Origin of the sequence: uncultured Varibaculum sp. (genome assembly GCF_902489465.1) — a bacterium.
Lineage (GTDB): Bacteria > Actinomycetota > Actinomycetes > Actinomycetales > Actinomycetaceae > Varibaculum.
Window position 1 is genome coordinate 1 of the sequence record NZ_CABTZZ010000046.1, and the last position, 13564, is coordinate 13564.

The following is a 13564-nucleotide window of genomic DNA, read 5'->3' on the forward strand; positions in this document are numbered from 1 at the left end:
ACGAGGAGAAAGAGGCTACTATTGAGGGTGCTGACCATGAGTTTGTTGGTAAGTGGACTTTTGTAGCTGATCCGGTTGTAGTAACTAACTTTGTCGATGAAAACGGAAAAGTTATTTCTGCCCAGCAAAAAGGTGCCAACCCGCAGCACGACATTAAAGGATATAAGTACGTGCGCACAGTTACAGATGCGGACGGTAACGTCACCCACATCTATAAGAAACTGCCCGCACCCACTGCTAATCCGACCACACCCACAAACCCGGGTGAATCGCTACGCAAAACCGGTAGTGGAACTGGAGTCGTTCTAGCAATCGCGCTAGCAGCTTTGAGCGTTGGAGGAGTCGTAACTGCCCTCCGCCGCCGTCATAGTTAGTATCGCGTAGCTGGAAAACTAGCTGACAAGTTAATAGAAAACTAAATAATACTGGTGGGGAGCTATGATGGCTCCCCACCAGTGTTTTTATCCAAGTGGGCGTTAGAGCGTAATCTATAGGCTGAATCCAGAGGCTCACCACAGAAGTACAGCCGTGATTAAGCAGTCGGCCTGGTTTTGAAAATAGCCGTATAAGGCTCTTACTTTACTAGGGTTGGTAAATCCTACCCCAGGTAGTAGATTTGGCGTTTTAACCCGCTACCAGAAGCGTCTCGCTTATCAGTTACTTCTGGCACCGGCAGCGGAGATCCATCTTTTGCGAGGGCACGCGGGGGAGTGGCAGTAATCGCCGCCAATGCCAAGCGGCTCTCTCCCTTTAGAAAACGTTGGCAACGTACCCCCTGCCCGGCGCGTCCCTTCTGCGGATACTGCAGCAAGGGAGTGGCTTTGGCGCTGGTTTGTCCGCTTCCCGACCCGGAAGTAGCAATTCCCGCTACCGTTACCACCAGGGAAGACTCTAAATTATCGGCGCTAACCAAAGCGGCGGTGATTACTTGATCGCCCTCGGAAAGTTTCATCCCGGAAATACCTTGACCCGAGCGTCCCTGGGGACGCACTTTATCCGCGGGGGTACGCAGCAGCTGCGCTGCCGAAGAAATCAGTACAAAAGCGCCATCATCACCGCCACTGCCGGCGGCTACTACCTGATCGCCGGATTCCAGCGTGATTATCGAATAAGAATCTTGAGTAGCCAGCACCTGAGGCCGAATCCGTTTAATCACCCCACCGGAGGTGGCAGCCCACCAGGTAGGGCCGTCCTCAGCAAGGGGAACCAGACCCACTACTTCCTCGCCGTCCTCGAGGGGCAGCAGCCGTGAAATCGGAGGCGTGCCGCGCAGGGAGGGCGCCGCTGCCGAACGCACCAAAGCGGGCACTTCCAGGGCAGTCAGCTTATACAAAGTGCCATGAGAAGTCACCGCTCCCACCTGGCCGCGGGCGGTGGTAAGGGCAGTAGAGATAATAGTATCCCAAGGTTCGCGCCCTTCCGCAGCGGATAAAGCTTCATGCCCGGGGAAGCGCGCCACCAGGCCACCTGCCCCTAAGACTACGGTTGCCGGCTCATCAGGGATCTCCAAGGGGGTGTCTTGATCGGCCGTTAACTGGGCAGCGCCCTCTTCTTCCAGCAGCACTGTCCGCCGGGGATCAGAACGTTTTTGGGCCACTTCCCGCAGCTCGCTGGCCACCAGTTCTTTCCTTTTATCCTGGGAAGCAATCAGGGATTCCAGCTCCGCGATTTCTGCGGTTAAGCGGTCACGCTCTGCCTCTAATTCCAGACGAGAAAACTTCGTTAACCTGCGCAGCTGCAGGGACAAGATATGTTCAGCTTGCACCTCATCTAAATCAAAAGCCTCCATCAGGCGGGATTTTGCCTGGGCGGAGTCCTCGGAGGCACGAATAATCTGAATAACATCATCAATATCGAGGACAGCGATCAGCAAGCCGCGTACCAAATGCAACCGTTCTTGTCGTTTACGCAGGCGATACTGGCTGCGGCGCATCACGATCTCCATGCGGTGATCCAAAAACACCTGCAGCATTTCTTTTAGACCCAGAGTACGTGGCTGGCCATCGACCAGAGCCACCGCGTTAATCCCGAAAGAATCTTCCATGGGAGTGTGTTTGAACAGGGAAGCGCGCACTGCCTCCGGGTTAAACCCGGATTTTACCTCGATAACTAGGCGCAAATCATGTTCGCGGTCAGTTAAGTTAGTGACTGCGGAAATTCCCTTTAACCGGCCTTTTTGTACCCCGTCCTTGATTTTTTCAATCACTTTTTCCGGGCCCACCATATAGGGTAGCTCGGTGACTACAATCCCCATCTTCCGGGCGCTAACTCGCTCAATCGTGGTCTTGGCGCGAGTGCGGAAAATCCCCCTGCCAGTTTCATAGGCTTGGCGAATCCCGTCCAGCCCCACAATAATGCCTCCACCCGGCAGGTCGGGGCCGGGAATAAAACGCATTAAATCTTCGGTGCTAGCCTCAGGGTTTTCTAGCAGATGTATCGCGCCGGCCACGGTTTCCCCCAGGTTGTGGGGGGCGATATAGGTGGCCATACCCACGGCGATCCCGTTAGCCCCATTAACTAACAGATTCGGGAATGCAGCAGGCAATACTGCTGGTTGCAGGAACTGGTTGTCATAGTTGGGTACAAAATCTACGACGTCCTCATCGAGATTGCCCACCATATCTTGGGCGGTCGGAGCCATCCGCACTTCCGTATAGCGCGCCGCCGCCGGACCATCATCTAGCGAACCGAAGTTTCCATGCCCATCCACCAGCGGCATCCGCAGGTTAAAGTCTTGTGCCAGGCGCACAATCGCGTCATAAATAGCACTGTCACCGTGAGGGTGGAGCTTACCCATAACTTCGCCTACCACGCGGGAGCTTTTCACATGCCCCTTATTAGGCCACAGCCCCATTTCGCTCATCATATAGACGATGCGTCGCTGCACCGGCTTTAAACCGTCCCGGGCATCTGGCAGGGCACGCGCATAAATTACTGAATAGGCGTACTCCAGGAAGGATGTGCGCATCTCCTCGGAAACATCAATATGAGTAATTTTTTCCGCTACCGGTTCGGGGGAGGAGGGCGCCGCTTTTTTTCGCTTGGGACGGGCAGTCACAGTTTTCGAGGGCGAGCTTACCGGTTTTTCTTTCAGGTCTGGCTGGTCGAGGGAGTCCGGTGCAGGCATGGCTGCAGAAAACAGATCAGGCTGACGGGGTTCATTCGACTTTTCGCTCACCTTAATATCAAAGCAAAAAACGAGGCACTAGTCAGATTCGGCTCGCGGATATGAGAAGATAAGAGGTATGGGTCACCGGGGAAAAACCACTACTGGAATGCGGATATGGGATATTTTACCCACGCTGTTCGGGGCGCTTAACTGGCGGGAAGAAACCGATTTTTCGGGTGCGCTGCGGCCACTAATCGGGGAAAATAGGCGCCGGTTATGCCTAGTCGTCATTGATGGTATGGGGCAGCAGCTACTCTTGTCACGGCGCGGACATTTACCCTTTATGCGCCGGTATCTTACGCAGACACCCGGCGCGCTGGGGCAAACCTTGCGAAGTTGTGTGCCCTCTACGACGGTGGCTGCTCTAACCAGCCTGCATACTGGGCTTTCACCTGCCCAAACCGGGATGCTGGGGTATCAGTGTTGGGATCCGGTTGCTAGGCGCGTCCTCAACCTTATAACTTTTGAAGGCTATGGGCGCTCGGCTCAATCCTGGTGCGACCAGCCGACCCATTTTACTTATGCCCGAAATAGCGGCTTGGAGTCCCTAGCGCTAGTCCCACCTGACTTTGTGGGATCTAAGCTTAGTGATATCACTTTGCGCGACGCGAACTTAAAAGTGTCCACGAAGCTTTCTGAGCGTTGCGCCCAGGCCGCTACAGCTTTCAAACAGGGGGCGGACTACGTATATCTTTACTGGTCACAACTTGATCATTGGGGACACAATCTCGGATGGTCTCATCCCCGCTGGTTACAAGAACTGGAGGCGATTGACCGGGCTCTTTCCGAATTGCGTGCGCAGTTACCGGATGATGTACTCATGGCTATAACCGCGGATCATGGCATGGTAAATGTTAATGATGCTTCCACGGTTGATATAGCAGATTCAGAGCTAGCCTCCCAGGTAGCAGCAATTTCCGGGGAGCCGCGCGCCCTCCATATTCACCTTAAGGAAAAATATTTAGGTGAGGATCCCGCCGGTGATCGCACCCGGAATGCCCCTAATGCGTTGGTGCTCGTGCAGTGGCAAAAACTACTTGCCGGACGCGGTCAGATAGTAGCTGATTACCGCCAGATTTACGGCGATATTAGCGACCCGGATCGTATCGGGGACTTCACCATTTTTGCAAAGGAAAACTATCAGTTTGTAGATTCCCGTTTCCATAGCCGGGGAGTTCTACAAATGGTAGGAGTCCATGGCTCGCTCACCCCGGCAGAAATGGAAATCCCCCTAATCTTGGTTTAAACGGTAAGACCCGCAGCCTAGGAGTGAGTATTCGAATAATTAGCGCGGCTTAGTACCAAAGACAATATCGTCCCAGCTGGGTATAGATTTACGGTGGGAACGCCGATGTTTACCTTTGGTTTTGGAGCTGTTTTCTCCGGAAGCAAGGATGGTTTTATCGTTTTCCTCCACATTTTCCATCCCCGGCAGGACGAGAGCTTCCTGTCCGGGATCAGCGCTGGGGGGAGGAGGGGCGGGGCGAGAAGGCTCCCCAGATTGATTTCTTGCCGAGCCTGCGGGGGAGCGCCTGGTTAAATCCAGGTTAAGAGCTTCGGCTTCGGAAAGAGTGCCTACAAAAGTAGGTTCGCTGCTATCCCACACCGGATCTAAGCGGCGTTTATCTTGCGGGAATTGCGCGGCGGGCTCCGCCTGGGGGATCGTTGATTCTCCTCCCAGTTTCTTCGTCACTGCGGGACTGAAATCGCTTTGCGGCTGCGCAGAAGAGGACGCAACGGGGTTTTCTTCCGCAGCAGGTGATCCTTGACGCTTGCCGGAAAGGGAAACTATCTCCGCCGGGGTGCTGGCCTGAGTATCGCTAGGTTCGTCCTCTACATCGGAAATCTCGTCTAAGTCGCTTTCTTCGGGAAGTTGCAGATCCGGGGAACTATCGCGTTTTCCGCGCGCCGCCGCCAGTGCTTCTAAGAGTGCCTCAGTACCGGTATCCGGTTTTTGCGGGGTAGTAGTCTCCGGGGAAGATACCGGGAAAAATTCTTCGAAACTCGATACTTTTGATGCCGGTTGGGGAGCCTCGGTTAACCAGGTTGCTTCCTGGTCAAGGGCGCTTACTGTGGAAGAGCCAGGCTCCATATGCCAACGGGCAGTCAAATCGCGGGCATCTTGGGTAAAAGTCAAAATGATTTCCCACGGTCCTTTCCCGCCGCGAACCGCATCCCAACGCAGCGAAGCTGCCGCCACCCCGCGGGCAGCGAGACGATCTACGACTAGCTCTCCTAGCTGAGGAGAATCTGATTCCCCTCCTATCTGACAAGCTTGTGCCTGATTCGCAATGTGGCGGCGCTCGGCCAAAATCGGCGTAGCGTAACGTTGTACTTTCGCAAGTGGAAGCTCAAACTTATCCGCGATCTCATTAGCGGTACTGCCGGCGCGAATCAGGGATTGGATTTTACGTGGGGGAACTGTTTTCTTCGGGCTTTGTGGCACTGCCTCCAGGTTGGGGCGCTCCGGACGTAGCGTGTCGCGAAGCTCTTGAGTGATGGCCAAGGCGTAGCGGGTGCCTTCCTCATCGTTGAGAATCAGCTGATTACCATCTGGGTGCAACCCCAACAGCTCTAGGTCTTTCATATTCCTCCGTTCCCTTGCTTCGAGATTGCCACGTTCAGGGGAGTTTTTTGCCTATTCGGCGCGGTGTGTCTGTCGTATCTAGCATTTTAGGGCTTGAAGTGTTAATATCCCCGCGTCTATTGTTTACTTAACTGTAGACCTAAGCACCATCTTAAGAAGGGACGAACCGTGGCAACAGATTATGACGCCCCCCGTAAAAATGAAGAGGAAGTCGAACAGGACTCCTTAGAAGAACTGAAGGCTCGCCGCGCGGAGGCCAGCGGTTCCTCTGAAGTCGATGAGGACGAAAACGCAGCTGCAGAAGATTTTGAGCTGCCTGGCGCTGATCTATCCGGCGAAGAACTCTCTGTGCAGGTAATTCCAGCACAAGATGACGAGTTTACCTGCTCGGTATGCTTCCTAGTTCAGCACCGTTCCCGCCTGGCGGGAGCAGTTGACGGTCAACCGGTTTGCCTTGACTGCGCTGAATAAACTGGCGTTATGAGATTTTTTCCTCCCCGACGTAAACGTTTCGATAAAGACGAATCTTCGCCGCTAGCCCCAGGCTCGACTGCCTCCGATAAGCCGGAGGAGACCGCTAAGGCAGCAGAGCCTTCCGTAGGTAATTGCGCCCTGGCACCAAGTGATGACGAAGTTTCCGCTAACGCCCAAAGCTCTAAGCGGCAAGGCCCTTACAATGAGGGCGAGTCGCCGGAGGGTAGCGAGTTCTTAGATATGGGGGTTTTGCGGATCCCCATGATCGCGGGATTACAAGTTCTTCCAGTTCAAGACGCAAATGGCAATATCTTGGCTCTAGAGGTAGTGTCGGGAACCGCCCAGATGCAGCTTGCTGCTTTCGCAATGCAACGTTCCGGGGGACTGTGGGATGAGATTCGCCAGGAGCTTGCTGACCAGCTTAAAGCTGAGGAATACCAGGTTTTTCCGCTCCCCGGTCCTTTCGGGGAAGCGGTGCTGGCGCGCCCCATCCCGGAAGGTAAATCGGCGATTGAGGGAGCAATGCCCCTGCTCTTGTGGGGGATTGAAGGCGATCGCTGGCTGCTGCGAGTCATCGTCAGGGGACAAGCTGCCGAGGAAGAATCCGCTCGTGAAGGCCTACTAGAAGTCCTAAGCGGCATGGAGGTAGTTCGCGGGAAAGAAGCCCATGTACCGGGAGAAGCATTACCGATCGAACTGCCTGAAGAACTACTTGAGCAGTTGGGCGTGGGCGAGTAGTGGCTTCCGAAGAAACGACACCTGCAGTTGCGGAAGGTTCACAACCTCGGGTAGCCGCCCAAGTTTGCGAGGTATCTGAGCGACAAAAAGCCTCCCTTTTTGGGGTATTGCGTTCGGTTACTTTTCCGGCTCCCACCGGAGCTGGTTCCTTTACTGCCACTCTTTTTGATGGTACCGGGTCAATAGATGTGGTGTGGCTAGGGCGGAAAAGTGTTCCCGGTATCAAAGCTGGGATTCGTTTAGCGGTGCAAGGGATGGTTATTGCTCGGTCCAGCGGACTTTGTGTTATCAACCCTACTTTTCAGATTGAGCCGGTTCGCGCTAATGAGTAGTAGTTTAGAGTCAAATGATGACCGGGGTGAACAGCCAGAATCACCCCGCTTTTCAGTAGATGCTGACCTGCGGGGACAATCCCCGTTTGCGGGACAGTTAGGTGGTTTGGGATCCCAGTTAGGGTCGCAGCAGTTTTCTATGCGGGAGGCAATCGGCGGGCCTTTGGGAGCCTTAGAAGCTACCTTACCCACCATTTTGGTAGTGGCGATCTATCCTTTTACTCATTCTCTGCGGCTGCCGGTTATCTTGGCGCTGACGGTGACCGTTGTTTTCGGAGTGATCCGTATCCTTCGCCACCAAAGTTTACGCCAGGTGCTAGCCGGCCTTGCCGGTACGCTAATCAGTGTATTTTGGGCCTGGCGTAGCGGTCAGGTGGAGAATTTTTTTGCCTTTGGTTTTTGGATAAATGGGGTTTACTCAGTGATCCTGCTGGCTACCATCCTGGCTCGCCGACCTGCGATCGGCTGGCTGGTAGCTGGGGCTATCGGCAAATTGGATACCTGGCTCCATCCACAATTCCGCAAGTTTTATGAGCTTTCCCGGCTTTGCACTTGGCTATGGATAGGACTTTTCACCTTGCGTTTAGCGGTGGAACTACCCCTGTACTACGCAAATCTGCTGGTTCCCCTGGGGGCAGCGCGACTCATCTTAGGGCTGCCCGCATTTGCCCTGGTAGGTTATTTCAACTGGGCTCTACTGCGAGCAGAGACCTCCCGGCTACGCGGCAGTGACCGCTAGTCTTCTTGCGCCGGATCCGTTACTTCTTCAGGCGGGGGTGCAAACAGGGCAGTTATTTGCTCTAAATCCTCTTCTGCTTTGGAACTAAATAGCATCAAAAGTTCATCGAGTCCTTGCAGCAAAGTATCCGGGCGGGGAGCAAGAGGACGCGAATCACGTAAAACTGCTGCTAATACTACCGAGGGAGGCAGATCGAGGGCGGACAGGGGTTGCCCGGTTAAGTCAGAATCTTCGGGAACGGTTAGCGAATACATGTTGGTGTCAGAAGTGTGGAAGCGGAACAGATGTACCGGAATGCCCACAGACACTACTTCTTCCACTAGGGAAGTCATAACCCGCGGGGTAGAAACGGCCACGTCTACTCCCCACGCATCATCGAAGAGCCACTCGTTTTTGGGATTATTGACCCGCGCCACTGTCTTAGGTACCCCGAACTCGGTTTTTGCCAATAGGCAGACCACCAGATTCACTTTGTCGTTACCGGTAGCGCAAACTACTACATCGGCCTCGCTGATCTCTGCTTTAGAAAGTGTATCTAGGGAACAAGCGTCCCCTAACACCCAGTCTGCCTGCGGAATCGAGGCTACTTCCATGCGGGAAGGATGATTATCAATCAAGGTAACTTCGTAGCCATTAGCGACCAGTTCGCGGGCAATAGAGCGTCCTACCGATCCGGCTCCGGCAATCACTATCCGCATATTAGTCCTCCTGCGCTGGGGGTCGCTTGAAAGCCCGCTCTACCTGGGGTGCCCGCTCCGAAGGCACTGTACATATCAGTTCGTCGCCCTCTTGAATCACCAGGGAAGAAAGGTTGAAATAGGGTTCACCATCGCGGCCAATGTAGGCAACTTTGATATCCAGAAGTTTTTGGGTCTGCTGTAAAGAAACCCCCACCCAGTCTTCACAAGGGAAAATGCGAAGCATCTTCACCTGATAAACCGAATCCGAATACGCCAGCTGGGTATCGTCTGGCAGCATTAGGCGCAGCATTTCCGAAGCGGTCCACGAGACCGGAGAGGTAGTGTTGATCCCCAGTTTGCGGTAGATCTCTGCGCGGCGAATGTCGTAAATCCGGGCGACTACCCGGTCAATTCCAAAAGTTTCGCGTGCGATTCGGGCTGCCAAAATATTGGTGTTATCTCCGTTAGAGATGGCGGCGAAAGCATAAGCTTCCTCAATGTTGGCGCGCTCTAGTACTTCCCGGTCGAACCCAATCCCGGATACTTTTTGCCCTGAAAAATCAGTGGGAAGTTTTCGGAAAGCGTCGGGGTTGGAATCGATGATGGCAACCGAATGCCCCTGTTCGTCCAAGGTCTGTGCGACTCTGGCGCCTACTCGTCCCGAGCCTAAAACTACGAAGTGCATGCAAGTAGCGTAAACCTTTTCTGGGCTATTTTCAGCTTTCAAAACAGCAGAAACTATTAGTTTTCGCTAGATAGTGGGATGATCGGGGTGTGAAAGACGACAAAGAACGCTGGCAAACCCCAGCCCTGCGTAAACCGCAGCTGATGCGGGAAGGACTATCGAAACGCTACGCCCTCCCAGTTTTTGCTTCGAATGCGCTGTCTTCTGTTTCCTACGCCCCGGATCAGATCCTGTTGACACTAGGGGTGGGAGGAATCGTAGCCTCTGGTATTTCCCTATGGGTGGGGGTAGCGGTTTTCGCAGTCATGGCGGTGGTGATTATTTCCTACCGCCAAGTAGTGTTGGCCTACCCACGCGGCGGGGGCGACTACGAGGTGGCGCGGCAAAACCTGGGACAATCTGCCGCTTTGGTTACGGTAAGTGCGCTGCTCGTTGATTATTCTTTGACGATCGCGGTTTCTACCACGGTGGCTGGGCATTATCTTTCGTCTTTATTTCCCTCTCTTAGTGTTCACCCGGTTTGGGTGGCGCTGGGAATAATAGTCATCTTGACGGGATTGAATCTTTCGGGAATGCGCGAGTCCGGAAAGCTATTTGCCATCCCCACGTATCTATTTATGGCAGCTATTGCGCTGTTAGCTATCTTTGGACTGTTAAAGGAAGCCTTTGGTACCTTAGGGCTGGCGCAGACAGCGCAGATGGAAATCTTACCGTCTGCTCCCTACCAAGCAGGGCTTACCGGTCTGGGGGGATTGCTACTGTTTTTAAGGGCGTTTTCGGGCGGCTGCGTAGCCTTGACTGGAATTGAGGGAATCAGCAATGGGGTGCCTGCTTTTAGGAAGCCGCGCCCTAAAAACGCGCGGATAACCCTGGCGCTTTTTGCTGTAATCAGCGCGGCGATGATGTTTTCCATGCTGCACCTGGCGCATGTGGCAGGAATAAAAGTTCCGGCTTTTGACTCCCAACTACTCAGCGCGGATGGCCCGCTGAAGGCTAGAGAAGTACCTCCGGTGATCGCGCAATTGGCGACTACCATTTTTTCTGGTTATCCAATAGTGGCTTCTCTGGTGATTATATTTACCGCTGCTATCTTGATCCTTGCTGCTCACAGTGCCTTTAACTGGTTTTCGCAACTTACCCAAGTGTTATCCCGTGACGGGTTCTTGCCGCCCCAAATTTTTCGGCGAGCAGATCGAAGTTCCCTATCCCCAGTTATTTGTGTTCCGGCTTTGGTAGCAGCAATTCTGATCGTGGTTACCGAGGGACAAGCCCCCAAGTTAATCCAGATGTACATTATTGGGGTTTTCATTTCTCTGACTCTTTCACAACTGGGGATGCTCAGATACTGGAACTCGAAACTGCGTTTGCGGACTTTTGAAAAGAACCGGAAGATATTGCGGCGCCGATGGATGGTGAACGCGATCGGTTTCATTTGTACCGCCACGGTGCTGGTGGTAGTGACTGCTTCTCGGATTACCAGCGGTGCCTGGGTGGCTTTAGTCATGATGGCAATCTTGTTTGTTCTCTTGTGGAAGATTGGGGACTACTATCAGCGCTTAAGCGTGGAAACTGAAGTGGTTGATTTCGCTACTGCGCGCTCCTTGCCTTCCCGGGTGCAAAGCCTGGTGCTGGTTTCTAACCTAGACAAACCCACTATGCGAGCTATCTCCTATGCTCGTGCCTGTCACCCGTCCTCGCTATCTCTAGTTCACGTAGAGATTGAAGCTGACGATTTTGCCCGTCTTAAAGATAGTTGGAGGCAAAGTGGGGTGGAAGTTCCACTGACGGTACTGGCTTCACCCTTCCGGGATATTACCGGGCCGCTGCTGCAACATGTGCGCTCTTTGCGTCACCGCTCTCCCCGCGACCTGGTGGTTATTTATATTCCCTGCTACCGGGCGAAATATCCTTGGCAAAAGCTATTGCATAACCGTTCTGTTGAGCACCTTCGCCACCAGCTGCGGGATTTACCGGGGGTATTAGTGGTGATGGTGCCTTGGGGTTTTTCTGATTCCCACAAGAAGGCGGATCAGCGAGATGGGGTAGCCGCACCACCTCCTCCAGAAGAGCATCGCCAATCCTCCCCGGTGTTTGGGGGGAGATCCCAAGATATTACTCGGGGTGCATTTGTGGGGGAGAATGATCATCTTCCCTGGATAAACGGTGTTCACGGCGGCTGGGGGATAGAACAGTCCTCCCCGGAGCGTAAATCTTCTGCCCCGGAAAATATCCAGCCCAATTTTTCTGCTGATTTCTAAGTATTGAGTATTAACTTATGAACGAAGTTTCCTTGCAGCTATTGCGTCCGGTTCATGGCGGTTACTGCCTGGCACACCGGGACGGTCAAACCTATATGGTACGTTTCGGGCTGCCGGGGGAGCAGGTAAAATCTGTCCCAGTCACTAAAAAAGGCAAAGTTATTTTTGCCGAAGTGAGTCAAGTGCTGCAGGCGTCTAACCAGCGACAAACGCCGGTGTGGGCTCTGGGTGGGCCGGGAGCAAGTGGTGGGGCGGATCTTTGCCACGTGAAACTGCCGTACCAACGCACCTGGAAAGCTCAAGTATTGGCAGATTGTCTGCGACGCTTAGGGGGAGAAGAAGTTTACGCGCAAGCTGTAGCGGTAAGCGGGGGAGAACTGAGTTGCGTAGGCGTGAGCGGCGGCAGCGTGAGCGCGGGTACTCAGGATGGCTTAGGCTACCGTTTACGCGCCGATTTTGAGGTTAGTGCTGCTAGGCGCCTGGCGATGACTAAATTCCGCGGGGAAGAACTGATAGAGATCGACAGTTTCCCCTTGGCGGATCCGGTGATCAGCGAATCGTCGTTATTTGGTGACCCTGACAGGTGGAGGGAGATTTTAAAGCCAGGAGGGCGCATCCGGGCTTGGGCGAGCGTCAGAGGGCTGCGGGTATGGGATGGGCGCGCCCTCTTTGATGTATCGGCCGAGCCGCTTGCAGAAAAGAATGTGCGTTTAGCGGTTCCCGGTTTCGGGGAATACTTGGTGGCACCGAGCGGTTTCTGGCAGGCGCATCGACAGGCGGCACGGATTCTATGCGAGCAAGTAATGGCAGCGGCTACCAGCGATTGTGGTCAGGGTCGCTTGGCGCTTGCTGCTCATAGTGAGGAGCTAGGAGACCCCCTCAGTCGTGAGGGTGACGGGAGTGCCGAGGCGAGCGAGCGTAGCGAGGCAGACTCGAGTAGTGATCGCCTACCTGCATTTGGGGACAGAAAATGGGAAGAAATCCTGGAGCTTTATTCGGGTGCGGGGCTATTTTCGCGTCCGCTAGCTAGCGTTCTGGATAAGGGAGGACGCCTGACCACTTTGGAGGGCTCAAAGCCGGCAGTGAAAATGGCGCGCAAGAACCTTGCTGGATTGCCTGGACGTATCGAGGTTCGTGCGGGGCGGGTAGATGCCCGGGCGCTCGCGGGCTATGCGGATAGGATTAGCGCTTCCTCTTTAGTGGTGATGGATCCGCCCCGTAGCGGTGCGGGGCAAAAGGTAATGACAGCGCTGACGCGCTTGCAGCCGGAGCGGATAATCTACGTGGCTTGCGATCCGGCGGCTCTCGCTCGGGATTTGAAAGTCGCGGTTTTATCGGGCTACCAAATCGGGTATCTGCAAGCCTTCGACCTCTTCCCCCACACCCACCATTTTGAGTGTGTTGCTTTGCTGTCAAGGGTTTAGTAGGTATGTGTATTTTTACCTTTGTATAGCAGGGGAGCGGTTCTATTTTTAGAAGGATAAGGCTATTTCCGGCAATTTTTGAGTGCGATTTAGCTTTTAATATTATGGATGAGCGTAGTTTGCAAACGTAATTGCAATGCCAATGCAACGTTGTATACTTTCGTAAGAAGCAGGGAGTGGTTATATGGCAAAAACAGCTAACTTGTATACGCGTATTGATCCAGAGTTAAAAGAGCAGGCAGAGCATATATTGAATTCTTTGGGTCTTCCTCCTTCTAGTGCTATCACCATGTTTTATAAGCAGGTGGTTTTACAGCAGGGACTTCCTTTCAATGTAAAGCTCAATTACAGAGAGCCGCTAGATATAGGCTCCATGACAAAAAATGAATTGCAAGCAGAGCTGGGGAAAGGCTATCAGTCAGTGCTATCTGGGGATGCGAAACCGGCAAACGAAGTATTTGAATCTTTGCACAAGGAA

The 13564-nt window shown here is 53.7% G+C and carries 13 protein-coding genes; 9 read left to right on the forward strand and 4 right to left on the reverse strand.

Features of this window, described 5'->3' with window-relative positions; all coding sequences use genetic code 11:
• Positions 1-374 (forward strand): hypothetical protein (locus RDM26_RS07535; protein WP_307738362.1); only part of this gene is annotated, 374 nt, incomplete at its 5' end.
• A gap of 224 nt (positions 375-598) precedes the next feature.
• Here RDM26_RS07535 and RDM26_RS07540 read toward each other — a convergent pair.
• Entirely contained in the window at positions 599-2968 is a 2370-nt protein-coding gene (locus RDM26_RS07540; RefSeq protein ID WP_307738373.1) for a DNA topoisomerase (ATP-hydrolyzing), read from the reverse strand.
• A 277-nt stretch (positions 2969-3245) separates the two neighbouring features.
• Here RDM26_RS07540 and RDM26_RS07545 point away from each other — a divergent pair, with 277 nt between their 5' ends.
• A complete protein-coding gene (locus RDM26_RS07545) occupies positions 3246-4415 on the forward strand; it encodes an alkaline phosphatase family protein (protein ID WP_307738363.1) in 1170 nt (389 codons plus the stop codon).
• A 39-nt stretch (positions 4416-4454) separates the two neighbouring features.
• On the opposite strand, the gene sepH is transcribed toward RDM26_RS07545, so the two are convergent.
• Positions 4455-5756, reverse strand: coding sequence for a septation protein SepH (gene sepH / locus RDM26_RS07550; RefSeq protein WP_307738364.1), 1302 nt, complete (start codon positions 5754-5756; stop codon positions 4455-4457).
• 168 nt (positions 5757-5924) lie between these two features.
• On the opposite strand from sepH, the gene RDM26_RS07555 reads away from it, so the two are divergent.
• From RDM26_RS07555 to RDM26_RS07570, 4 genes are read left to right on the forward strand one after another with little or no spacing between them, the layout of a single operon-like run.
• Positions 5925-6227: a DUF4193 domain-containing protein gene (locus RDM26_RS07555; RefSeq protein WP_024059129.1), complete on the forward strand. Its 303-nt coding sequence runs from the start codon at positions 5925-5927 to the stop codon at positions 6225-6227.
• A gap of 9 nt (positions 6228-6236) precedes the next feature.
• Positions 6237-6968: a DUF3710 domain-containing protein gene (locus RDM26_RS07560; RefSeq protein ID WP_307738365.1), complete on the forward strand. Its 732-nt coding sequence runs from the start codon at positions 6237-6239 to the stop codon at positions 6966-6968.
• Positions 6968-7300 carry a nucleotide-binding protein gene (locus tag RDM26_RS07565; protein ID WP_307738366.1) on the forward strand — a complete coding sequence of 111 codons (333 nt, stop codon included), beginning with the start codon at positions 6968-6970 and terminating at the stop codon, positions 7298-7300. The genes RDM26_RS07560 and RDM26_RS07565 overlap by 1 nt, the downstream gene beginning before the upstream one ends.
• Positions 7293-8039, forward strand: coding sequence for a DUF3159 domain-containing protein (locus RDM26_RS07570; RefSeq protein ID WP_307738367.1), 747 nt, complete (start codon positions 7293-7295; stop codon positions 8037-8039). The genes RDM26_RS07565 and RDM26_RS07570 overlap by 8 nt, the downstream gene beginning before the upstream one ends.
• Here the strand turns inward: RDM26_RS07570 and RDM26_RS07575 are convergent.
• Together RDM26_RS07575 and RDM26_RS07580 are read right to left on the reverse strand one after the other, a co-directional pair.
• A complete protein-coding gene (locus tag RDM26_RS07575; RefSeq protein ID WP_307738368.1) occupies positions 8036-8737 on the reverse strand; it encodes an NAD-binding protein in 702 nt (233 codons plus the stop codon). The genes RDM26_RS07570 and RDM26_RS07575 overlap by 4 nt on opposite strands.
• A 1-nt stretch (position 8738) precedes the next feature.
• Entirely contained in the window at positions 8739-9404 is a 666-nt protein-coding gene (locus RDM26_RS07580) for an NAD-binding protein (RefSeq protein ID WP_307738369.1), read from the reverse strand.
• An 89-nt stretch (positions 9405-9493) separates the two neighbouring features.
• On the opposite strand from RDM26_RS07580, the gene RDM26_RS07585 reads away from it, so the two are divergent.
• From RDM26_RS07585 to RDM26_RS07595, 3 genes are all read left to right on the forward strand, one after another.
• A complete protein-coding gene (locus RDM26_RS07585; protein ID WP_307738370.1) occupies positions 9494-11662 on the forward strand; it encodes an amino acid permease in 2169 nt (722 codons plus the stop codon).
• 17 nt (positions 11663-11679) lie between these two features.
• Positions 11680-13086, forward strand: a complete 1407-nt coding sequence (locus RDM26_RS07590; protein WP_307738371.1) for a hypothetical protein — start codon at positions 11680-11682, stop codon at positions 13084-13086.
• A gap of 184 nt (positions 13087-13270) precedes the next feature.
• Positions 13271-13564 (forward strand): type II toxin-antitoxin system RelB/DinJ family antitoxin (locus tag RDM26_RS07595; protein WP_307738372.1); only part of this gene is annotated, 294 nt, incomplete at its 3' end.

Coding starts and splice junctions, on each gene's coding strand:
- RDM26_RS07570 (WP_307738367.1), top strand. CDS start 7,293: ATGAGTAGTAGTTTAGAGTCAAATGATGACCGGGGTGAACAGCCAGAA.
- RDM26_RS07580 (WP_307738369.1), bottom strand. CDS start 9,404: ATGCACTTCGTAGTTTTAGGCTCGGGACGAGTAGGCGCCAGAGTCGCA.
- RDM26_RS07560 (WP_307738365.1), top strand. CDS start 6,237: ATGAGATTTTTTCCTCCCCGACGTAAACGTTTCGATAAAGACGAATCT.
- RDM26_RS07540 (WP_307738373.1), bottom strand. CDS start 2,968: ATGCGCACATCCTTCCTGGAGTACGCCTATTCAGTAATTTATGCGCGT.
- RDM26_RS07545 (WP_307738363.1), top strand. CDS start 3,246: ATGGGTCACCGGGGAAAAACCACTACTGGAATGCGGATATGGGATATT.
- RDM26_RS07575 (WP_307738368.1), bottom strand. CDS start 8,737: ATGCGGATAGTGATTGCCGGAGCCGGATCGGTAGGACGCTCTATTGCC.
- sepH (WP_307738364.1), bottom strand. CDS start 5,756: ATGAAAGACCTAGAGCTGTTGGGGTTGCACCCAGATGGTAATCAGCTG.
- RDM26_RS07590 (WP_307738371.1), top strand. CDS start 11,680: ATGAACGAAGTTTCCTTGCAGCTATTGCGTCCGGTTCATGGCGGTTAC.